Here is a 20,642-nt window from a genome sequence, read left to right on the forward strand (position 1 = left end):
GGACCGCCCGCGGCGTCACACGCGCCCGGCCGCCACGGGGTGCAACTCGTCCGCCGGGTAGTCGTGGCTGTGCCGCCAACCGTCCGCCACCCGCGTGGCATCGGCGAGATGGGGGTGGTCGTCGTGGAGGTCGGTGTGCTCGTGAGCGACGGGCTCCGGCTCCCGCGCCGGCCACAGTCGCACCGCCAGCAGCGAGGCGAACAGCGCGATCGCACCCAAGGCGACCACGGCTGCGCCCAGCCCGGCCTCGGCGCCGAGCCAGCCCGCCAGCGGATACGTCAGCAGCCAGCAGCTGTGCGAGAGCGAGAACTGGGCGGCGAAGGCGTCCCTGCGTTCCTCGGCCGGTGCCGAGCGGCGGATGAGCCGCCCGGCCGGCGTGAGCACCATCGAGCAGGCGGCACCGAATACGGCCCACAGGGCGAGCAGCGCGGGCCAGCGCCAACTCCCGTCCCGCACAGAGGTGATGGCGCCGAGCCCGGCGAAGACGACAGCGACCAGCAGTGCGCCGCGCAGCATCACCACCCGGTCCGGGGCCCTGTCCAGGATGCGTGGCAGGACGAGCGCCACGACCATCGAACCGGTACCGAACGCCCCCAGCGCGAGGGGTACCGCGCCCGTCGGCAGCCCCAGGAAGTCGCGTACGTAGACGACGGAGTTGACGGTCACCATCGCGCTCGCGGAGGCGACCGCGAGGTGCAGGGCGAGCAGGGCACGCAGTTGCGGGACGGCGAAGAAGAGGCGCGTGCCCGCGGTGGCCTTGCTGTAGGGGCCGCCGGTGCGTGGGGCCAGGGTGGGCTTCGGAAGAACTGCCGAGACCACCAGCACGGCCGAGGCGAGAAAGCCCAGCACAGTGCCGGCGAACAGCCAGTTGTAGGTGATCACGGACAGCAGAGCGGCCGCCAGCGCGGGTGAGAACAGGTTCTCCAGGTCGTAGGCGAGCTGGGACATGGACAAGGCCCGCGTGTAGTCGCGCTCCTCGGGCAGCACGTCCGGGATGACGGACTGGAACGTCGGCGTGAACGCGGCCGAGGCCGACTGGAGCAGGAAGACCAGGACGTACACCTGCCAGACCTGGTCCACGAAAGGCAGCATCAACGCGACCCCGGCGCGTATGAGGTCGGCCGACACCATCAGCGCCCGGCGCGGTATTCGATCGGCGACCGCGCTGACGGCCGGAGCGATCGCCACGTACGCCACCATCTTGATCGCGAGCGCGGTGCCGAGCACCGAACCGGCGTCGGCGCCCGCGATGTCATACGCCAGCAGCCCGAGCGCCACCGTGGCGAGGCCGGTGCCGACGAGGGCGATGACCTGGGCGGCGAAGAGGTGGCGGTAGGTGCGGTTGCGCAGGACGGCGAGCATACGGGCGGCTCCTGGGAGGGGCGGTCCGGGCGGTCTGGTCCGTTCGGGTCTCGACGAGTGTAGCCATCATGTGCGCACCTGTGCACATGATGGCTGGAAGTCGGCGGGCTGCGACTGGACCCGGCCCTTGCCGAGTGGCTCTAGGCTGACCTCATGCCTGAAAGCCACCCCGTCTCACTTGCGGCCGATGCGCATCTGCGCGCTCCGGACAGCGCGCGGCTCGCCGAGGCGACCGGGGTGTTCGCGATGCTGTCGGACGCCACCCGGCTGTATCTGCTGTGGCTGCTCGCGCAGGGCGAGTCGGACGTGGGCTCGCTCACCGAGCGGTGCGACGCGTCGCGCACCGCGGTGAGCCAGCACCTGGCGAAGCTGCGGCTCGCCGGGCTCGTGGACACCCGCCGCGAGGGGCGGCACATCTACTACCGCCTCAGCGACGGGCATCTGCGCCGCCTGGTGGTGGAGGCACTCAGCCACGCGGACCACCGGGTGAGCGGGAAGGCCCCGCACGACTGACATGCCAGGGCCTTTGCACCCCGAACCGCCCGGAGTGCAAGGGCCCTTGAAGCGTGCTCGGCTCTACTGCTGGGCGCTGCCCCGGCGGCGCATCACAAAGACCACGGCCGCCGCTGCGACGAGGATCGCCGCGATGATGCCGGTCCAGGCACCCGCCGACAGCCCGCCGTCGTCATCCTTCTCGGTGTCCGCTGCCTGCGGGGAGGGCGAGATGTCCGTCTCCTCGGCGGTCGGGGTCGGGGAGACGGAGGGGCTCTCCGACTCGCTGGGTGAGGGGCTGACCGGCTTCGCGCCGGGTGCGGCGGCCTTCAGCTCCAGGACGGGAGCCTCGTTGCCGTGGCCGCCGCCGCTGGACTCGCTCAGCTCGATCCAGCGGTCGATCTTGCCGTCGCTGTACGTCTGCAGCGTCTTGAACGCCAGCTCCTTCGCGTCCGGGAGCTGCCGGACGACGACCGAGTACTCGGCGTCCTCGCCGGTCTTCACAGCCGGGCCCTTGACGGTGTAGCCGTCGTCGGTGGCGCTGAACTTCCAGCCCTTGGGGCCCTCGCCGTACGTCACGTCGGTGGGCGCGATGCCCTTGGGCAGGACCACCCGCAGCTCGGTGATGCCGGCCGTGGCGGACTCCGACTCGGCGACGAAGGCGAGTTCGACGTTCTCGGCGAGGGCCTGGGCGTTGTCGGACTCGACCTCCACGTGGGCGGCGGCCGGAGCGGCGGTGAGGAGCAGCAGGGCGGTGGTCGCGCCCGCCGCGAGGGTCAGGCGGCGTGCAGTGCGGTGCTTCGCCTTGATGGCATGGAACATGGATGTCTCCAGGCGTGGGGGAGTGCGGGACGGCGGCGCTCATCGGAACGACCGCCCGGCATGGTCAGGTGGCGAGAGTGAGCCCCGCCTGGGGAGGCCCTCTCCGTACCACCGTGCCCGTGAGCACCGCCTCGTCGGGCGGCGGCCGCTCCAGCCATGCGAGGGCGTGCGCCGACAGCCCTTGATCCGCCGACAGGGCCGGGCGGTCACCGAGCAGCGCCCGGACCGTCGCGATCCGGGCGCGGGCCGCGTCGACCGCCGTCGTCAGCCCGCGCGCCAGTGACCAGCAGACGGTGTCCGCGCGGTGCAGCAGCACGGCGACGAGTACGGCCGCGACCATGTGTACGGCCGTCATCGCCGGCGCGTCGTGCCATGCCTGGTGGGTGTGGGCGGCGTGCTGTGTGTGGCTGGGCATGGACATGGGCGCCGCGGTGGCGTCCGCGTGCGCGGCCATCAGCCACAGATGCAGCCCCGCCTGAGCCACCCCGCACGTCACCACGACCGTGGCCAGGGAACGCGGGCGCCGTGTACCGACGAGACCGATACCGAAGAGCACCAAGGCTGCCGGCGCAGTCTGCCGCCACGGCGTGGTCCCCTCGGCGACCAGCTGGTGCGCGCTCACCCCGAGCACCGTCCCGACGCCCGCGAACACGGCCGCCCGCAGAACGGCAAGCGGCGCGCGGTGCGACGGCGTACGGAGTGAGCTGGGAGTGGTCATGGTCCGCCCATCATCGGGCATCGCTCACTTCGCCCGGAGGCCGGATCCGCAAAGAGACGACTCGTCCGGTATTTCGTCAGTCGATCATCCGAGCGTGACGGCCGCCTGCGCGACGCTCCGCTCGCGTCCTCGTGACGCGACTGTGGGCCGGAATGCCGCATTCGCACCAGGGCTCGCACGAGGTGCGCCATGATTGTCGGACCTGACCTGGCCCCATCGCACTCGCCCGCACCGCAGCGGCACCGCCGGCCGCGCGGTCGGCCTTGCCCTGGCGGCCGTACCCCTGGCCGCCGGACTGCACCAAGCCACGTCGCACTCGTCCCTGTCCTGCACGGCGCTCGGAATCGCGGCGATGGTGCTCGCGGCGTGCGCGCCCTGGCCGCCGTCCAGGCACTCCTGCCCGCCTGGCACCACAACCCGCTGGCCATGGCGGCGTTGTACCTCCTCGCGGGTCTGGCCCTGGTCCAGCTCTTCCGCAGCGCCTCTGCGTGCCGGCACGCCTTGCGTACGCCGTCGCCGCCACCATGCGCCGCCGGTGGGACGGGCTGCTGTACGTCGCTGACCAGCCGTACATGCCGCAACACACCGACGAGGGCAACGGCGTCCTCGAGTTCTTCACCGCGGCGCAGGCCGTCCTCGGTCTTGTGGCGGCCGTGATCGTACTGGCGCTGCTGCTGCTGTCGCTGCGGCCCGGTCGGCGCGGGGCGGGTCGGTTCGCGGCTCAGCGGGGATCGCGCAGGTCGAGGCGCAGGTGCTCGATGTGGTGGACGGCCTGGTCGAGGAGTTGGGCGACGTGGTCGTCGTAGAGGCGGTAGACGATGCGGCGGCCGTCGCGTTGCCCGGTGACCAGGCCCAGGGCGCGCAGCAGCCGCAGTTGGTGGGAGACCGCTGACTGCTCCATGCCGATGGCGGCGGCGAGTTCGGTGACCGAATACGCGGCGTGGCGCAGAGTGGTGAGGATCAGCAGCCGTGAGGGGGTGGCCAGGGCCTGGAGCGTGGTGGCGACGGAGGCCGCGGTGACCTCGTCGAGGCGGGCGGCCGCGATGACGTCACGGCCGCCCACATCCCCGTCGGGGCGTACGGGCTCAGCGGCGTGCACGGGCTCGGGCCTCGCGCGGCGGGCGGACGATCTGCAGCTCCAGTGCGGGTGGGGGAGCGGCGAGGCCGGGTCCGCCCGCGGCGGCCCAGTCCAGCAGGTCGCCGGTGCAGTCGTCGTCCATGGCGAAGCCGACCCAGACCGCTCGGCCACCGGCCCGGCGTCCGGCGGCGGATGGCTGGACGACGATGACGTTGGCCTGGTCGCAGGGGCCCAGGCAGTCTGTCGTACGGACCTGGAAGCCGTGCTCGGCGGCGCCGGCCCGCAGCCGGTCCAGCTGCCAGGCGTGGTCGGTGCCGGGGTACTTGCGTGGATTTCCGCAGCAGCAGCCTCGGCACACGGCCAGCGTGCACGGCCGGTTGGCCGCTCGGATCACCGACCGGTTCACAGTGCCGCCGGCGAGGGCACGGTATAGGCGCGGACGTGTCCGTCGCGGTACGCGGTGACCAGCAGATGCGGCCCCGCCCAGGCCACCGCGGCGACGGACGAGCCCACGTCGTCCAGTACGCGCACGGGCCGCAGCCGGTTGGCGGGCTGTCCGGCGGTGGCGTACCAGAGCGCGACCGTGCCGTTGTGACCGCCGCTGGCGAGATGCCCGCCCGAGCCCGGCCGCCAGGCGAGCGCGGTGATCGTCTCGTGGCAGCGCAGTTGACGCGGTGCGGTGCCGGCTGGGCCCTTGCCGGAGAAGTCCCAGACCGTCAGATCGGGGGCGCCGTCGGCGGCGAGCCAGCGTCCGGTGTCGTCGAAGGCGAGGCGGGAGACCTTCTCCGGGTAGCCGGACATGGTCAGTTCGCTGCCGTCCCGCGTGCGCCAGATATGAATGGAGGCGTCCTGGTTGCCGCTGCAGATCCACTTGCCGGTGGGGGCGACAGCGAGCGCGAGGTGCGAGCCGACGTAGGGGTAGGTCACCACCGGCTGGGGCGTGTGCCTCTCATGTCCGCGCACGGCACCGTACGCGGCAACCGCCAACCGCCGCCCCTGGCGCAGCCACGCCAGGTCGGAGACGGTGGACGCGGCGCGCTCCGTACGCCACAACTCGCCACCGTCCGCGTCCCGTACGACCGCGACCCGCCCGGAGGCGACGGCCACGCGTTCGTCGTCGGCCCAGGCGGCGGACGACGCCCAGGCACCGGACTCGCGGACATGGACGCGTCCGTCCGACCGGCGCCACAGCGCGTACCCCAGGGGTCCGGTGACCGCCAAGTGCACGGCAGTGGAGGAGAGTTCGACCTTCAGGGCGCCGCCAGGAAGCTCAAGTGCCCCCATCTCGGCGCCCATCGCCGCGTCCAGGACCCGTACCGTGCCCTCGGCTCCGGCGACGGCCACGAGGTCGCCACGTGCGCTGAGCGCGACGGGTGCGTCGTCGACGGTGATCTCCCAGGCGATGGACAGCGCCTGGTCGGCTGCGGTGAGGCTCACGCGGCTGCTCCCGCGGTGGCGAGGCAGTCGGTGAAGCCGCGCTCCAGTTCGTCGCGGTCGAGGTTGCGGCCGATGAAGACCAGCCGGTTGCGGCGCGGCTCGTCGGCCCGCCACTGGGCGCCCTCCTCGCCCATGAGCAGCATGTGGACGCCCTGGAAGACGTACTGCCTGCTCGAACCGGCGATCGCGAGGATGCCCTTGGAGCGGAAGATGTCGGCGCCCTTGGTGCGCAGCAGGTTGCCGAGCCAGGCGTTGAGGCGGGCGTCGTCGACCTCGCCGGGCACCTCGATGCCGACCGAGGTGACGGTGGTGTCGTGCTGGTGCTCGGTCTCGGTGAGGAACGACGGGTCGTCCTTCAGCACCCGGTCGAGGTCGAAGGCGCCGACGTCGAGGATCTGCTCTAGGTCGACTTCGGCGTTCCTGGCGCGCAGGATCTGCACCGGCGTGTTGATCGCCTTCACCCGCTTCTCGACCTCGGTGATTGTCGCCTCGTCGACCAGGTCGGTCTTGTTGAGCACGATGCGGTCGGCGAAGGCGATCTGTTCCACGGCCTCGTTCTCCACGCCTTCCGGCTTGACCTCGTCGAGATGCTGGAGGACGTGGGCGGCGTCGACGAGGGTGACGATGGCGTCCAGGCGCAGCTGGCCGGCGATCTCGTCGTCCATGAAGAAGGTCTGGGCCACGGGTGCGGGGTCGGCGAGGCCGGTGGTCTCGATGAGGATGTGGTCGAACTTCTCGCGGCGGCGCATCAGCGCGCCGAGGATGCGGATGAGGTCTCCGCGGACGGTGCAGCAGATGCAGCCGTTGTTCATCTCGAAGATCTCTTCCTCGGCGTCGAGCACGAGGGCGTCGTCGATACCGATCTCGCCGAACTCGTTCTCGATGACGGCGATCCTGAGGCCGTGGTGCTCGGTGAGGATGCGGTTGAGCAGGGTGGTCTTGCCGGAGCCGAGGAAGCCGGTGAGGACGGTGACGGGGACGCGGCCGTCCACGGGGGTGGGGGCAGTCATGCGGAGTGGGCTCCTTCGGGGGCGGTGGTGAGCAGGACGGCCCTGAGGCCGTCCTCCGTGATCTCGTCGGGGGGCTGGTGCAGGGTCCAGCGGCGGGCCGGGCCGTTCATCGGGAGGACGGCGACGACCGTCTCCAGCGGCGGGCAGCCCGGTTCGGTACACGTGAGTTGGCGGATGACGACGGCGGTGTCCTCGTCGAGATCCAGCAGGGTGCGTAGGGTCTCCTTCAGTTCGCGCAGTCGGGGGTTCGGTGTTGCGGGGTTTCCGGCCCTGAATCCCAGGGGCATGGCGGTAGTTCTCCTCAATCGACGGCGGGTTGGCAGCCGTCGCAGACGCCGGTGAGTTCGACGACGTGCTCCACCCCGGCGAATCCGGAGTCGGCGGCGATCTGTCCCGCCCACTCCTCGACGACTTCGGAGTCCACCGGGCGGCTGAAGCCGCAAGCGCGGCAGATGAGGTAGTGGCGGTGCCCGGTGTCGGGCCGCCATCTGTAGAGCCGTTCCCCGGCTGCGGCTTGAGCGACATCGACTTCGCCCGCTGCCTCCAGGTCACGCAGCGCCCGGTAGACGGTGGTCAGGCCGATCCGGGTCCCGTCGTCTGTCATGCGGGTGTGCAGGTCCTGCGCGGAGACGAAGTCACGGCAGTTCGCGAGGGCTTCCAGGAGAGCCGAGCGCTGACGGGTCGGTCGCTGTCGGGCGATGGGGGTGCGCACAGCGGTTTCACCTCCAGCGTGGGTGCTGAGTCGCTGCCGCCAAACGCTAGATGGAAATGAAAGCCATGTCCATATGAATGATAGCTCATGCGTCCTGGGTGTCGGGTATGACCCTTCCATGTGGAGTCAGGGCCTCGCCGCCGCAGAACAGCAGCCGCAGGTCGAGGCAGTCCTGGAGTTGCATCAGCCGGACCAGGCCCAGGCTGTCGTACTGCATCCCGGGTGGGGCGATGACGAGGGTGCCGCCGGCCATCAGCGGCGAGAAGATCTCGTGCAGGGACGCGTCGAAGGCGATCGACGCCTTGTGCAGCACCCGGTCCGTCGCGTCGAAGTGGTACTGGTTCAGCCCCCGCTCCAGGCGGTTGACGAGTCCGCCGTGGTGCAGGCGGACGCCCTTGGGGGTGCCGGTCGAGCCGGAGGTGAAGAGGATGAGCGCGGGCTGCTCGTGGGCGGCGACGACGGGCGCGGTGCCTCCCGGGCCGAGTGCGGGACGGGAGTGGAGCTCGGTGCCCGCGCCGGGCAGGTCGCCGACGTCGGCCCAGCGGTCGGGCCGCAGCGTCTCGTCGGGGTGACGGCCGCCGCTGCCGCGCAGCACGAGCCGGGGGTCTGCCGCGGCGAGAACGTGGTCGATGCGCTCGGCCGGGTACTCCGGGTCGAGCGGTACCGCGACCGCGCCGACGGCCAGCACCGCGAGCAGGGACGTCACATAGTCGGCGGAGCGGAAGGAGAAGAGGCCGACCGCGTCTCCCGGCCCGACGCCCCGCGCGGTCAGCAGCTCCGCCGTCACGGCGATGCGCTGCCACAGGGCGCCATAGCTGAGTTCGCCGTCCGCGCTGACCACGGCGGGCGCGCCGGCCCCGGTCTCCTCGGGGCTCCGCACGAGATCGTGGAGCAGCCCGGCGGTCATCGCGGGTCCGTTCCGGCGATCCTGGTGGAGCCGCGGCGCCGGGTGTGGGTGACGACCTCGCGGAGGACACCGCCGTAGAAGGCCCAGTAGCTGCGTTCGGTGTGCTTGGCGAACCGCAGGACCTCGTCGTGCCGTTCGGGCAGCCGGTTGATCGGGACCGTCATGGCGGCGTGGTGCTCGATGTGCAGGTTGTTTCCGTTGGTGTACCAGGTGCTGAACCAACTACCGCTGATGGAGCGGGTGTTGCGCAGGACGTCAGCGGTGTCGTTGTCGCAGCGGATGTGCTCGGGCAGCTCGACGAGGAAGTGCAGCGGGGTCGAGACCAGCAGCATCGGCAGCAGCCACAGCTGGAGGACGAGAGCGCCGTGGCCGAGCAGGGTCAGACCGGTGGCGGCGAGGACGACGACACCCATCAGGCGGTACTCGGCCACGCTGTCGCGGCGCATCCGGGCCGAAATCCTGTCGTTGTCTGCCTCCCAGGTGCCGCGCCAGCTGCGCCAGCTGTCGCCGGCGACGGCCGCGAGCCGCTGGTAGTCGAACATGCGCAGACTCTCGTGGCGCCGCAGGACGTCCCGCCATGCCATGCACAGGGCCGGGCGGTCCAGCGCGCCGCCGAGCCGCAGCATCAGTGGCGCGTTGAAGGTCGCGTTGGGCCCCTCCAGCCGGTTCGGAAACCACAACCGCTGCTGCGCATAGGACAACGGGATCACTGTTTCTCCTCTGTTCGCGACGTACGACGGGCCATGGAAATGGAATGCCGGACGAATATGGGGCGGCACGTCCTCGCATTCCTGGAAATCCCGTCACGATGCCTCTGTGGCAAGGTTCCGAATTTCATGGCGCCGACTGTCTCCGAGAATGCCGATCGAGGGTCCGGACCCGGCGTCGATCGACGGTATCCCTGATTTCCGGGGTGGTTCCGGCACTCGGGCAGGCATTGATGAGGCAGTTGTCCCGGTGTCCCCGCACACGATCGAGGGGCCCACCGAAGCGGGCCCCTCGATCGCCGTTCCGGCGGTTCAGAGCGCGGGTTGGATGTCCGTCCGGAGCCAGTAGCGGCCGCCCTCGCGGCCGAGCAGGCACAGGTCCACCAGGTAGCGCCGCACGGTCACATGGTCGGTGCCGACGCCCTCGCACCACACCTTCAACTTCTCGTTCACGGTGCGCTCGTCGTAGGTCGTGCCGTCCTTGAAGGTACGGTGGGTGTGGTGCTGCAGCACCACACGGCGGCGCACCCACTGGGACGGGAGGCGGATCAGCCGGTCGTTCCGTACGAATGTCCGCAGCAGCGACTCCACCTCGTCGTTCTCGTAGCCATGGCTCTCCGGCTCCTCGGCGGGCGGACGGGTGGTGCGGACGATGTCCTTGAAGTGCTCGGTCAGGGCGTGGAGTTCGCCGTCGGTCTCCGCCACGAGACCGCCGTCGGTCAGTCGCCGCACGGCCACGGCCGCCTCCTTGACGGAGACGCCGGCCGCCCGGGCCGCGGACGGCAGCGACGTCGCTCCGAGGACGACCGCGGAAAACACCTGAAGCCGGCTGGGCTCGGCGAGCAACGCGACAACTGACTCTGGCCTCATCTGTTTCTTTTCCCATTTCTCTGCGGTGGGCGGAGCTCTGGCGGAATTACCCCTCGACTCGATGCTCCAAGTCGAGCCGCCGTCGCGTCAAGCGATTACCGGAATTTTCCGCGGAGCGCACAGTTCCGGTGTTTTCTTCGACACCGACTCAGCTGGATCTCCATCGTGCGCTGTATGACGAACAGAGCTACGCATGCGTGGCGCGTCGTGCCATCAAGCCCATGCCTCGGACGACCATGCGCCGGGGCAGGAACCTCCCGGCGACGGCGAGGGGGCGGCCGTTGGTGACGACCGACGGCGGTGCGGAGCGCCGGTCGAGGGTGTCGAGGGCCGTCCGTACGACGTGGTCGACGGTGGCCCGTTTCGATCCGTAGTCGGCCGACTGGCTGCCGGCGGCGTCGTAGAACTCGGTCTGAACCGCACCGGGGCACACGGCCAGGACGCGCAGACCCGTGCCGCGGGTCTCCTCCCACAGCGACTCCGTGAAGCTGAGGACGAAGGCCTTGGTGGCGCCGTAGACGCTCAGGTACGGGGTCGGCTGGGCGCGTACCTGCTGCGCTCGCCTGCGAACGCCCGGCGACTCCTCACGGCGTACGAGAACGCCCTCGGGGACATCAATGTGTCGGAGCGCGAGCTGATCGATCCGGACGGGGCGGACCCGGATGCGGGTGCCGCGTGAGGCTCGTCTTCGAGGATCAGGGCTGGGAGGACTACACGTCCTGTCTCAGGAACGATCGCAAGACGCTCGCCCGGATCAACAAGCTCATCGAGGACGTCAAGCGTGACCCCTTCACGGGGATCGGCAAGCCTGAGCCCCTCAAGTACCACTTGCCCGGGGCCTGGTCGAGGCGGATCGACGATGAGCATCGCCTCGTCTACCTGGTCACAAAGCAGGAGATCGTGATCCTCGCGGCTCGCTGTCACTACTGACCTTCAGAGCATGGCCCAGCACCGTCACCCCCGCCGCCAGCAAGCCCAACGCGACGAGTGAGGGGACCAGGGTGATCACCGGGCCCGCCGCCAGGCAGACCGCGGCTGCGGCGAAGAGTGCCGGGGAACGGCGGTTCGAGGTGCGGAGCACGATCAGGGCCGCGGCCAGGAGGAACAGCCCGACGCCTCCGGGGAGGGCCCAGGCGACCACGCCGTGCAAGGGTTCGGACAGGTCGTAGTGGTCCGTGTCGGCGATCTGCTGGAGGGTCTTCTTCATGCCGAGGGCCGTGATGACCACGCCTGCCACCAGCGGAAGGTGAAGGAAGGTGTACACGTCGCGGGCGAGGCGCGTGCGGTCGTCGGCCGTCAAGGTCGTCAGGCGGTGTTCGGCGGAGTCGGCGACCTGGCGGAAGTACAGGTGCCACAGGCCCGCGGCCAGGAACAGGCCCACGGCCGCGGCGCCGACGGTCGGGCCGCTCAGGGGGAAACCGGTGACGCCGACGCCGATCGCCACGATCGACTCGCCCAGGGCGATGATCACGATCAGCCCGTGGCGTTCCGCGAAGTGGCCGGGGGACGACACCCGCCAACCGGACTTGCCCGTGACGAAGATGGCCAGGTAGTCGAAGGCCACCGCCGACAGCCAGATCAGGATCCGGGGTACGCCCGTGAACGCCGTGCCCAGGAGGAGCAGGGCGAAGGGCGGGGCCACCGAGAGGAGGGCCGTACGGCGCAGGACGCGGTGCAGTGCCTGGTCGCCGGGGTCGGAGAGCCAGTACGTGACCAGGTGCAGGACGCGGACGGTGCCGTAGCAGAGGACGAAGAGCAACGGGGTCGGCAGGCCGCCGGGGGCGTCGGAATAGACCTCGGGGACCGCCAGGGAGACGATCAGGACGACCGCCATCACGGCCACCAGCACCGTGAACATCGCGCCCGAATCGGCGCGCACCACGTTGCCCAGCCAGGCGAAGCTGGTCCAGCACCACCACAGAAGCGCCAGTACGACCACTCCGCCGAGCAGGCGCAGCGAGCTCGGGTCGTCCGCCATCAGGGCGGTGACCTGGGTGATGGCGTACACGAAGACCAGGTCGAAGAAGAGCTCCGCCGGTGTCACCCGGTGGCCGCCCTCCGTCGCCACCAACCGGGCACGCTCGCTGTTCGTCGCCACGGCACCCCCAACCGCCCCGCACAGCGCGCCCTTCGCCCGCTGCCCCCATGCGGAACCCTACACACGGGGCATTTGTTCCAGCTGCGGGAGCACCTCACCCGCGATGAGTTCCAGGTGGTCGAGGTCGCTGAAGTCGATCAGACGCAGATGGATCCGGTTCGTCCCGATCGCGGAGAACTCGCCCAGTCGGTCCACGAGTTGGGCCGGAGACCCGATCACCGGGTCCTCCGGTGGCAGTGCGCTCTTGGCGTGCAGCGGGGCGGCCCGCCGCCGCGCCTCCGCGTCGGTACGGCCGATCGCGGCCACGACCCCCGCCGAAAGCACCAGCGGCGGCCGGTCGGCGTCGGCCCGACCGGTCCGCTCGCAGGCCTCGGCGACCCGCCGGTACGCCCGCGCCGTCTCGGCCACCGACTTGAAGGGCATGTTGAACTCGTCGGCGTACCGGGCGGCCAGCTCCGGGGTGCGCCGGGGGCCGCGGCCCCCGACGATGACCGGCGGGGCCGGCATCTGCACGGGCTTCGGCAGGGCGGGCGCGTCGAGCAGTCGGTAGTAGGTGCCGCGGTAGGTGAAGCTCTCGCCGACCGGTGTCCGCCACAGTCCGGTGATCACCGCCAGCTGCTCCTCCAGCCGGTCGAAGCGCTCCCGGACGGGCGGGAACGGGATGCCGTACGAGGTGTGCTCCCGTTCGTACCACCCGGCGCCGAGGCCGAGTTCGACCCGCCCGCCGCTCATCCGGTCGACCTGCGCCACCATCACGGCGAGCGGGCCGGGCAGCCGGAAGGTGGCCGAGGTGACCAGGGTGCCGAGCCGGATCCGGGACGTCTCGCGGGCGAGCGCGGCCAGCGTGAGCCAGGCGTCGGTGGGGCCGGGCAGCCCGGGATCGGCGCCCATCGCCTGATAGTGGTCGGCCCGGAAGAAGCCCTCGAATCCGCCGGCCTCGACGAGCCGTACGAAGCGCAGCTGATCGTCGTAGTCGGCGCCGCGGTGCGGCTCGGTGAAGACGCAGATCCGCAGGGTCATCGCCCCTCCGTTTCGGCCGGCGTGGGCACGTCCCGCTCCATCAGCAGCTCGTGCAGATCGGCGGTGCACCGGGCCACTTCGTCGAGATACGCGGTACGGCCCAGGGTCCTCGGCCGGGGGATGCCGATGTCGACGATCTTGCGGATACGGCCCGGACGCGGGGTGAGCACGACCACCCGGTCGGCGAGCAGCACGGCCTCGTCTATCGAGTGGGTGACGAAGACGACGGTGGCGGAGCTCTCGATGTGGATGCGCTGCAGCTCCACCGCGAGTTCCGCGCGGGTCAGCGCGTCCAGTGCGGAGAACGGCTCGTCCATCAGCAGCACCCGGGGCTCGCCCATCAATGACCGGCACAGCGACACACGTTGCTGCATCCCGCCGGAGAGCTCGTGCGGCCGGTGCTTCTCGAAGCCGCTCAGGCCGGCCGTCTCCAGCAGTTGGTACGCCCGGTCGCGATGCTCGGCCTTGTTCCAGCCGAAGATCTCCACGGGCAGCAGGACGTTGTCGAGGACGGACCGCCAGGGCAGCAGAGCCGGCCGCTGGAACAGCATGGCGACATCCCGCCGGGCTCCGGTGACCCGCTCCCCGCCGATGGTGATCTCGCCCTCGGTGACCGGCAGCAGCCCGGCGATCAGCCGCAGCAGGGTGGACTTGCCGCACCCGGACCGCCCCACCACCGCCACGAACTCACCCTCGGCGATGCGCAGATCGATGCCTTGAAGCGCGACCGTCGAACCAGACCGGCTGATGAAGCTCCGGGACACACCGGTGAGTCTGATCATCCGGCGGTCTCCCCATCCCTGGCGATCGCAACATCCCTGGCGATCGCAATGCCGGCCGGTTCGTGACGCCCGGTCAGGCTACCCGGGACGGGCCGCCCGGCGGTACCTGTCGTCCTGCCGGTGAATCCGGTGAATTCCGCACGCCCGGTTCCACAACTGCGTGGCTCTCGTACGCTGTTGCCCGCACGAAGTGTCATGCCCTCCGGCGGTCGGAAAGGACCTCACTGTGCGCATGAACAGCTTCGCCCGTACGACCGCCGCGGTGGCCCTGGCCACGGTGCTGGCCCTGGTGTCGGGATGCGGCGGCTCGGACTCCGACGACGGTGACGACCCGGACGCCAAGGCACCGCGGAAGGTGACCTACCTGACCTCGTTCGGCAACTTCGGCCGGGACGCGTACGCCTGGGTCGCCAAGGACAAGGGGTATTTCGAAGAGGCCGGTTTCGATGTGCAGATCAGGCCGGGCCAGGGCACCGGCGGTGTGATTCCGGCCGTGGTGAGCGGCCAGGCGCAGTTCGGCCCGATCGACCTGACGGGCGGTCTGCTGACCATGGGCAGCGGACAGGCGAAGGACTTCGTCGCGGTGGCCGCCATCCAGCAGCGCACCATGGCCGCGATCGCCTCCACCGAGGGCAACGGCATCACCGCACCCAAGGACCTGGAGGGCAAGCGGCTCGCCGATACGCCCGGCTCGGTCGTGCGCAACCTCTTCCCGACGTACGCCCGGCTGGCAGGAGTGGACGCGGCCAAGGTGACCTGGGTCAACGGCGACGCGCAGACCCTGATGGGCACGCTCGCCAGCGGCGCGGTGGACGGCATCGGCCAGTTCGTGGTGGGTGAGCCGACCATCGAGGCGGTGACCAAGAAGAAGCCCGTCCTGCTCCCGTACAGCGATGTGATCCCCGATCTCTACGGAAACGTGCTGATCACGTCCAAGAAGCTGGCCGAGCAGGAGCCGGAGATGGTGAAGAGGTTCGCCGCCGCGCTGCTCAAGGGCCTGGAGTACAGCCTGGCGAACTCGAAGGAGGCCGCCGAGATCCTGAAGCGGAACGTGGACGCCACGAATCCGGCCGCCGCGGCAGCCGAGTTGGAGCTGATGGCCGCGTACGTCAGGCCGGAGGGTTCCGGCGCGACGCTGGGGACGGTGGACTCCGGGCGGATCGCGAAGAGCATCGCGCTCCTGGAGGACGCGGACGCGCTGCCGGAAGGGATGACCCCTGAACAGATCATCGACTTCGACCTCGTACCGAAAGCCTGATCGCACCGGCAAGGGGACGAGTGCCGGCGCCGTGCTGCTCCCCTTCGCCGGGCTGCTGGTCGCGCTCGGCGCGTGGTGGCTGCTCACGTCGGTGCTGGAGGTGATCCACCCGGCCATCCTGCCTCCGCCCGGCGCCGTGCTCTCGGCGTTCACCGCGGCCCCGGCCCGGTTCCTGGACCACACCGGCGACACCACGGTGGAGACGGTGGTCGGGTTCGTGCTCTCCAGCGTCTGCGCGGTGGTCATCGGACTGTCGCTGGCCGCCTCGCGGGTGCTGGAGCGGATGTTCACGCCGCTGCTGGTCGCCGTCAACGCGGTGCCGAAGATCGCGCTCGGGCCGCTGCTGGTGGGGGCGCTGGGCTGGGGACAGAAGCCGGTCCTGACCATGGTCTTCCTGCTCTGCTTCTTCCCGATCGTGCTGTCCACCGCGACCGGCCTCACCTCGACCCCGGCGGACCTGGCCGAGCTGGCGCGCTCGCTGGACGCCTCGCGCTGGCAGGCGTTCCGCAAGGTGCGCCTGCCGGCTGCGCTGCCGCAGATCTTCGTCGGGCTGAAGGTGGCCATGCCGCTTGCCGCGATCGGCGCGGTCATCGGCGAGTTCCAGGCCGGTGAGACCGGGCTCGGCTATCTGATCGTGCAGGCCGGCGGGGTGGGCGACACCGCCACCGCCTGGGCGGCGATCATCCTGATCGGGCTGATGAGCATCCTGCTCTACTTCGCCCTGGTGCTGCTGGAACGGTTCGCGCTGCCCTGGGTCAGGGAAACCACCTCGCGCAGCTGACGGAGCTCACTCCGTGACCGCGAACTGCTCGCGCTCGTGCTGCTGCACCCGGAACGCGAGTACACCATCACCGAGCTGGCCACCGACATCGGCGTGACGCCCACCGCCGTCCTGCGCGAGGTCGACCGGCTGACCGGCGGCGGGATTCTCGCCGAGCGGAAAGTGGGACGCAGCCGCCTCGTCAGGGCCCGTACGGACACCCCGCTGTACCGCCCGCTGAGCGACCTCATGTCCGTCTCGTTCGGCCCCCTGCCCGTGCTCACCGAGGCGCTGGCGGGACTCGAAGGCGTTCGGCGGGCCTTCATCTACGGCTCCTGGGCCGCCCGGTACAACGGCGAACCGGGGCCGCCGCCCGCCGATGTGGATGTGCTGGTGGTCGGCGACCCCGACCCCGACGCCCTCTTCGATCTCGCCGAGGACGTCTCCCGTAGGCTCCGCCGCGAGGTCAACGTCCATCGGGTCTCCGGCGAAGCGTGGCACGCGCCCACGGACGATCCGTTCCTCACCAGCGTCCGCGAACGCCCGCTGGTCGAGCTGAACCTTGACGTGGAGGCGTAGTGGAGAGCTGGACTCAAGGGCGGTCGACGATCGACGCGCTCCTCGGCAGCGGGCGGCTCGAACGCGTCCCCGCGTCCCGGCAGGCCGCCGAAGCGGAACTGGTCCGCGCCCGCGTCCATGTCGGCTCCGCACGTCAGCTGGCGGCCCGGGACCCGGAGGGCGCGTACACCCTCGCGTACGACGCGGCCCGCCGAGCGCTGGCGGCGGTACTTCAGAACCAGGGGCTGCGCGCCACCAGCCGGGGCGGCCACCTCGTCATCTACGAGGCGAAAGCGCTCCGCTGATAGTGCCGCGATGTGCCGTCAGTCGGCTGCGACGCCGTCGTGGCTGGTCGCGCAGTTCCCCGCGCCCCTAGGGCGCTGCTGAACCGTCTCCGGCCACCCCCCGGCACGCTCGCGCATACCCCCGCACCAACGGCAGCTCCCCGTCCTCCCTCCGCCACGCCAGGGCATAGCGGCTGGGCGACAGGCCCCGCACCGGTCGGGTGGTCACGCCGCCCAGGGTGATCAGAGGGGCGTTCCCCTCGGCGACTAGGCAGATGCCGAGGCCGGCGACCAGGGCCTCGTACGTCTCCTCGGTGCCGGCGATCTCCGCGCCGATGCGGGGTGGGCGGCCGGCGCGGGCGTCGAGGGCGAGGAAGTGGTCGCGCAGGATGCCGGCGCTGCGGGGGAGGGCGAGGAAGGGCTCGTCGAGGAGGTCGGTGAAGGTGAGGTCGGTGCGGGCGGCGAGCGGGTGGGTGTCGGGGAGGGCGACCAGGCGGGGTTCCTCCGCGAGCACCGTCCACCCGTAGCGCTCGGCGTCGGGCAGTGGCAGCCAGACGAAGGCGACGTCCACCGAGCCGTCCGCGAGTCCCGCGGTGGGGTCGTCCCAGCTGACCTGCCGCACCCGCAGGGCCGTTTCCGGGTGGGCGGCCGTGAAGCGGGAGCGGATCGCCGGGAGCAGACCGCCGCGGCCCGGACTCGTGCTCATCCCCACGGTCAGCGTGGCGCGCTGGACCGCCCTGGCCCGCTCCACCGCCGCCGCGGCCTCTTCCCACGCCGCGAGCACCCGCCGGGCCGGTGCCAGCAGCGCCTCGCCCGCCGCGGTCAGCGCCACGCCCTGCCGGTCCCGGCGCAGCAGCTCCACCCCCAACTGCCGTTCCAGCGCCCGGATCTGCTTGCTCAGCGCGGGCTGGGAGACGTAGAGCCGCTCGGCGGCGCGGGTGAAGTGCAGTTCCTCGGCCACCGTCACGAAATAGCGCAAGTCGCGGCCGTGTACGTCCGAAGTCGCCATAACCATCGGCTATCACGAAGGGTCTTGGACGCGCCACGGGGAGGGCGCACAAGCTGGAAACAGAACGACGGATCCAGTCAGGGTCTACTCATGCTCACGAACCAGGAGGGGTCATGAACAAGGTATGGCTGGTGACCGGCGCGACCAGTGGGTTCGGGCGGGCGATCGCCGAGGCGGCGGTGGCCGCGGGGGACGTGGTCGTGGGCGCGGCACGGCGCCCCGAGGGCCTGGCCGACCTCGTGGCCGCGCACCCCGACCAGGTGGAGGCGCTCCGGCTCGATGTCGCCGACACGGGGGCCGCGGAAGCCGCCGTACAGGATGTGCTGGCGCGGCACGGGCGGATCGACGTCCTGGTCAACAACGCGGGGCGGACGCATGTCGGTGCGTTCGAGGAGACCACCGAGGACGAGCTGCGTGATCTGTTCGAGGTGCATGTCTTCGGGCCCGTCGCCCTCACGCGCGCGGTGCTGCCGGGCATGCGCGAGCGGCGCTCCGGCGCGATCGTGCAGATGAGCAGTATGGGCGGGCAGATGTCCTTCGCGGGCTTCTCGGCGTACAGCGGAACGAAGTTCGCGCTGGAGGGGCTGTCCGAGGGGCTCGCGGACGAGGTCGCGGAGTACGGCATCAAGGTGCTGATCGTCGAGCCGGGCTCCTTCCGCACCGCGCTGTTCGACCCGAGCCGGGCCGGACTCAGCTCGGACACCGGGCTGTACTCCAAGGTGGAGCAGACCCGCGGTTTCATCGCCGGCGGTGACGGCACCCAGGCCGGCGACCCGGCGAAGGCGGCGGCCCTCATCCGCGCCGCCCTGGAAGCCGAGCAGACCCCGCTGCGGCTGCCCCTCGGCGACGACGGCGTCAGCGCGGTCCTGGACCACCTCGACCAGGTCCGGCAGGACGTCGCCGCCTGGGAGAAGCGGACCCGGGCCACGGCGTTCGACGACTGACGCGGACCGTCGGGCCGGCAGGCAGAGCCACGCTTCGTGTACGAAGCGTGGCTTACTTACGTCTGTGCACAGGGCTTGTGCAATTCCTGTGGAAGCCTCAATCTTTCGGCTGACGCACAGGCGCGCGGCCTTGGAATTGACATGATCATGCCCATGGTCGCAGCGCCTTGGCTTCGTGCACCCCCCGCACCACCCCCCACCAACGCACCACCGATTGAGGAGGACCCCTCAGATGGCAGTGATGCGTCAGACCCGGCGAAGATTTGCCGCGATCAGCGTGGCAGCCACCGCGGCACTCGCCGCCGGCCTCGTCTCCGCCCTCCCCGCCGCGGCCGCCCCCGAAGGCCGCATCCAGTACGAAGGCGCCGCGAACGCCGTCGCCGACAGCTACATCGTGACGCTGAAGGCGGACACCAAGGCAGGCTCCGCCCAGGGCAAGGCACTCGCCCAGGAGTACGGCGCCGACATCGAGCGCACGTACACCAAGGCCCTGAACGGCTATGCGATCGAGGCCTCCGAGGCCGAGGCGAAGCGTCTCGCCGCCGACTCGGCCGTCGCCTCCGTCGTCCAGAACCGCACCTTCAGCATCGAGGCGACCCAGCCCAACCCGCCCTCCTGGGGCCTGGACCGCATCGACCAGAAGACGCTTCCGCTCAACAGCAGCTACACCTACCCGGATTCGGCCGGGACCGGAGTGACGGCGTACGTCATCGACACCGGCGTCCGCATCACCCACAGCGACTTCGGCGGTCGCGCCGCCAACGGCTACGACGCCATCGACAACGACAACGTCGCGCAGGACGGCCATGGCCACGGCACCCACGTCGCCGGCACGGTCGCGGGCAACGCGTACGGCGTCGCCAAGAAGGCCAAGATCGTTGGCGTCCGCGTCCTCAACAACTCCGGCCAGGGCACCACCGCCCAGGTCGTCGCCGGCATCGACTGGGTCGCCCAGAACGCGGTCAAGCCGGCCGTCGCCAACATGTCCCTCGGCGGCGGCGCGGACACCGCCCTCGACACCGCCGTACGCAATGCCATCGCCTCCGGCGTCACGTTCGCCGTCGCGGCCGGCAACGAGACCGTCAATGCCTCCACCAGGTCTCCCGCACGCGTGACGGAGGCCATCACCGTCGGCGCCACGACCTCGTCCGACGCCAAGGCGAGCTACTCCAACTTCGGCGCGGTCCTGGACCTGTTCGCCCCGGGCTCGTCCATCACCTCCGCCTGGAACACCAGCGACTCGGCCACCAACACCATCTCCGGTACGTCGATGGCGGCCCCGCACGTAGCCGGAGCGGCGGCGCTCCACCTGGCCGACAACCCCACGGCCACGCCCGCCCAGGTGTCCGCGGCCCTGGTGAGCGCCTCCTCGACCGGAGTCGTCACCAGCCCCGGCACGGGCTCGCCCAACCGTCTCCTCAACGTCGGCGGCGGTACGACGACTCCTCCGGGCCCGCGCTTCGACAACGGCGGTGACTACACGATCAGCGACAACTCCACCGTCGAGTCCCCGCTGACCGTCTCCGGCGTCACCGGCAACGCGCCTTCGGCCCTCGCGGTCGAGGTCCACATCGTCCACACGTACATCGGCGATCTCCAGGTCCAGCTGATCGCCCCGGACGGCACGGCGTACACCCTCAAGGCGTACGGCACCGGCGGCAGTGCGGACAACATCGACACCACGTACTCCGTGAACGCCTCCTCCGAGGCCGCGAACGGTTCGTGGAAGCTGCGGGTCAGCGACAACGCGGCGAGGGACACCGGGCGGATCGACGCCTGGGCTCTGCAGTTCTGATCAACGTTCTGACCAACCG

25 protein-coding genes and 2 pseudogenes are annotated in these 20,642 nt (G+C 70.7%); 9 read left to right on the forward strand and 18 right to left on the reverse strand.

The features are described from left to right. Positions 1-15 precede the first annotated feature (15 nt). Positions 16-1,362, reverse strand: a complete 1,347-nt coding sequence (locus KCH48_RS25920; RefSeq protein ID WP_210577137.1) for an MFS transporter — start codon at positions 1,360-1,362, stop codon at positions 16-18. Positions 1,363-1,515: 153 nt separating this feature from the next. Here KCH48_RS25920 and KCH48_RS25925 point away from each other — a divergent pair, with 153 nt between their 5' ends. Next, positions 1,516-1,875 (forward strand): metalloregulator ArsR/SmtB family transcription factor, encoded by a 360-nt coding sequence (locus KCH48_RS25925; RefSeq protein WP_210577138.1) that lies wholly within the window; start codon positions 1,516-1,518, stop codon positions 1,873-1,875. 63 nt (positions 1,876-1,938) lie between these two features. Here KCH48_RS25925 and KCH48_RS25930 read toward each other — a convergent pair whose 3' ends face one another. The 13 genes and pseudogenes from KCH48_RS25930 to KCH48_RS43215 all read right to left on the reverse strand — a co-directional run. Beyond that, the gene (locus tag KCH48_RS25930; RefSeq protein WP_210577139.1) at positions 1,939-2,676 is read right to left on the reverse strand and encodes a DUF1775 domain-containing protein; all 738 of its coding nucleotides are present in this window, start codon (positions 2,674-2,676) and stop codon (positions 1,939-1,941) included. Between the two features lie 64 nt (positions 2,677-2,740). After that, entirely contained in the window at positions 2,741-3,394 is a 654-nt protein-coding gene (locus KCH48_RS25935) for a hypothetical protein (protein WP_210577140.1), read from the reverse strand. A gap of 721 nt (positions 3,395-4,115) precedes the next feature. Then, positions 4,116-4,493 carry an ArsR/SmtB family transcription factor gene (locus KCH48_RS25940; RefSeq protein WP_374104712.1) on the reverse strand — a complete coding sequence of 126 codons (378 nt, stop codon included), beginning with the start codon at positions 4,491-4,493 and terminating at the stop codon, positions 4,116-4,118. Further along, positions 4,480-4,866: a (2Fe-2S) ferredoxin domain-containing protein gene (locus tag KCH48_RS25945; protein WP_210577141.1), complete on the reverse strand. Its 387-nt coding sequence runs from the start codon at positions 4,864-4,866 to the stop codon at positions 4,480-4,482. The genes KCH48_RS25940 and KCH48_RS25945 overlap by 14 nt, the downstream gene beginning before the upstream one ends. A gap of 8 nt (positions 4,867-4,874) precedes the next feature. Further along, the gene (locus KCH48_RS25950) at positions 4,875-5,909 is read right to left on the reverse strand and encodes a WD40 repeat domain-containing protein (protein WP_210577142.1); all 1,035 of its coding nucleotides are present in this window, start codon (positions 5,907-5,909) and stop codon (positions 4,875-4,877) included. Continuing rightward, positions 5,906-6,919 (reverse strand): GTP-binding protein, encoded by a 1,014-nt coding sequence (locus tag KCH48_RS25955; protein WP_210577143.1) that lies wholly within the window; start codon positions 6,917-6,919, stop codon positions 5,906-5,908. The genes KCH48_RS25950 and KCH48_RS25955 overlap by 4 nt, the downstream gene beginning before the upstream one ends. Further along, positions 6,916-7,206, reverse strand: coding sequence for a hypothetical protein (locus KCH48_RS25960; RefSeq protein ID WP_210577144.1), 291 nt, complete (start codon positions 7,204-7,206; stop codon positions 6,916-6,918). The genes KCH48_RS25955 and KCH48_RS25960 overlap by 4 nt, the downstream gene beginning before the upstream one ends. Before the next feature lie 14 nt (positions 7,207-7,220). Next, positions 7,221-7,631: a transcriptional repressor gene (locus KCH48_RS25965; RefSeq protein WP_307840952.1), complete on the reverse strand. Its 411-nt coding sequence runs from the start codon at positions 7,629-7,631 to the stop codon at positions 7,221-7,223. Positions 7,632-7,716: 85 nt separating this feature from the next. After that, positions 7,717-8,538, reverse strand: coding sequence for an AMP-binding protein (locus KCH48_RS25970; RefSeq protein WP_210577146.1), 822 nt, complete (start codon positions 8,536-8,538; stop codon positions 7,717-7,719). Then, on the reverse strand, positions 8,535-9,248 hold the full coding sequence (locus KCH48_RS25975) for a fatty acid desaturase (protein ID WP_307840953.1): 714 nt from the start codon (positions 9,246-9,248) through the stop codon (positions 8,535-8,537). Before KCH48_RS25975 ends, KCH48_RS25970 begins: the two co-directional genes overlap by 4 nt. Before the next feature lie 309 nt (positions 9,249-9,557). Then, entirely contained in the window at positions 9,558-10,115 is a 558-nt protein-coding gene (locus KCH48_RS25980) for a DUF2087 domain-containing protein (protein WP_210577147.1), read from the reverse strand. Between the two features lie 187 nt (positions 10,116-10,302). Beyond that, a complete protein-coding gene (locus KCH48_RS25985) occupies positions 10,303-10,548 on the reverse strand; it encodes a hypothetical protein (RefSeq protein ID WP_307840958.1) in 246 nt (81 codons plus the stop codon). Positions 10,549-10,566: 18 nt separating this feature from the next. Beyond that, positions 10,567-10,641 (reverse strand): annotated as a pseudogene (locus KCH48_RS43215) (hypothetical protein); the annotation flags it as partial. Positions 10,642-10,650: 9 nt separating this feature from the next. Here KCH48_RS43215 and KCH48_RS42385 point away from each other — a divergent pair. Together KCH48_RS42385 and KCH48_RS25990 are read left to right on the forward strand one after the other, a co-directional pair. Then, a pseudogene (locus KCH48_RS42385) lies at positions 10,651-10,794 on the forward strand (type II toxin-antitoxin system prevent-host-death family antitoxin); the annotation flags it as partial. Next, positions 10,791-11,045: a Txe/YoeB family addiction module toxin gene (locus tag KCH48_RS25990; protein ID WP_210577148.1), complete on the forward strand. Its 255-nt coding sequence runs from the start codon at positions 10,791-10,793 to the stop codon at positions 11,043-11,045. The pseudogene KCH48_RS42385 and the gene KCH48_RS25990, both read left to right, overlap by 4 nt. On the opposite strand, the gene KCH48_RS25995 is transcribed toward KCH48_RS25990, so the two are convergent. From KCH48_RS25995 to KCH48_RS26005, 3 genes are read right to left on the reverse strand one after another with little or no spacing between them, the layout of a single operon-like run. Then, complete coding sequence (locus tag KCH48_RS25995) at positions 10,999-12,213, reverse strand: low temperature requirement protein A (protein ID WP_210577149.1); 1,215 nt, start codon at positions 12,211-12,213, stop codon at positions 10,999-11,001. The genes KCH48_RS25990 and KCH48_RS25995 overlap by 47 nt on opposite strands. A gap of 57 nt (positions 12,214-12,270) precedes the next feature. Next, positions 12,271-13,233, reverse strand: coding sequence for an LLM class F420-dependent oxidoreductase (locus tag KCH48_RS26000; RefSeq protein WP_210577150.1), 963 nt, complete (start codon positions 13,231-13,233; stop codon positions 12,271-12,273). Beyond that, on the reverse strand, positions 13,230-14,015 hold the full coding sequence (locus KCH48_RS26005) for an ABC transporter ATP-binding protein (protein ID WP_210577151.1): 786 nt from the start codon (positions 14,013-14,015) through the stop codon (positions 13,230-13,232). The genes KCH48_RS26000 and KCH48_RS26005 overlap by 4 nt, the downstream gene beginning before the upstream one ends. 232 nt (positions 14,016-14,247) lie before the next feature. Between KCH48_RS26005 and KCH48_RS26010 the strand changes: the two genes are divergently transcribed. From KCH48_RS26010 to KCH48_RS26025, 4 genes are read left to right on the forward strand one after another with little or no spacing between them, the layout of a single operon-like run. Beyond that, entirely contained in the window at positions 14,248-15,273 is a 1,026-nt protein-coding gene (locus KCH48_RS26010) for an ABC transporter substrate-binding protein (protein WP_210577152.1), read from the forward strand. A gap of 31 nt (positions 15,274-15,304) precedes the next feature. Next, positions 15,305-16,054 carry an ABC transporter permease gene (locus KCH48_RS26015; RefSeq protein WP_210577153.1) on the forward strand — a complete coding sequence of 250 codons (750 nt, stop codon included), beginning with the start codon at positions 15,305-15,307 and terminating at the stop codon, positions 16,052-16,054. Between the two features lie 36 nt (positions 16,055-16,090). Next, a complete protein-coding gene (locus KCH48_RS26020) occupies positions 16,091-16,612 on the forward strand; it encodes an ArsR family transcriptional regulator (RefSeq protein WP_307840954.1) in 522 nt (173 codons plus the stop codon). Further along, positions 16,612-16,896 (forward strand): hypothetical protein, encoded by a 285-nt coding sequence (locus KCH48_RS26025; RefSeq protein WP_210577154.1) that lies wholly within the window; start codon positions 16,612-16,614, stop codon positions 16,894-16,896. The genes KCH48_RS26020 and KCH48_RS26025 overlap by 1 nt, the downstream gene beginning before the upstream one ends. A gap of 67 nt (positions 16,897-16,963) precedes the next feature. On the opposite strand, the gene KCH48_RS26030 is transcribed toward KCH48_RS26025, so the two are convergent. Further along, positions 16,964-17,884: a LysR family transcriptional regulator gene (locus tag KCH48_RS26030; protein ID WP_374104713.1), complete on the reverse strand. Its 921-nt coding sequence runs from the start codon at positions 17,882-17,884 to the stop codon at positions 16,964-16,966. Between the two features lie 113 nt (positions 17,885-17,997). Here KCH48_RS26030 and KCH48_RS26035 point away from each other — a divergent pair, with 113 nt between their 5' ends. Together KCH48_RS26035 and KCH48_RS26040 are read left to right on the forward strand one after the other, a co-directional pair. Next, entirely contained in the window at positions 17,998-18,828 is an 831-nt protein-coding gene (locus KCH48_RS26035; RefSeq protein ID WP_210577156.1) for an oxidoreductase, read from the forward strand. Between the two features lie 232 nt (positions 18,829-19,060). Continuing rightward, positions 19,061-20,623 carry a S8 family peptidase gene (locus tag KCH48_RS26040; protein ID WP_210577157.1) on the forward strand — a complete coding sequence of 521 codons (1,563 nt, stop codon included), beginning with the start codon at positions 19,061-19,063 and terminating at the stop codon, positions 20,621-20,623. Positions 20,624-20,642 lie beyond the last annotated feature (19 nt).

Source organism: Streptomyces sp. GESEQ-4, from assembly GCF_017948455.1.
GTDB lineage: Bacteria > Actinomycetota > Actinomycetes > Streptomycetales > Streptomycetaceae > Streptomyces.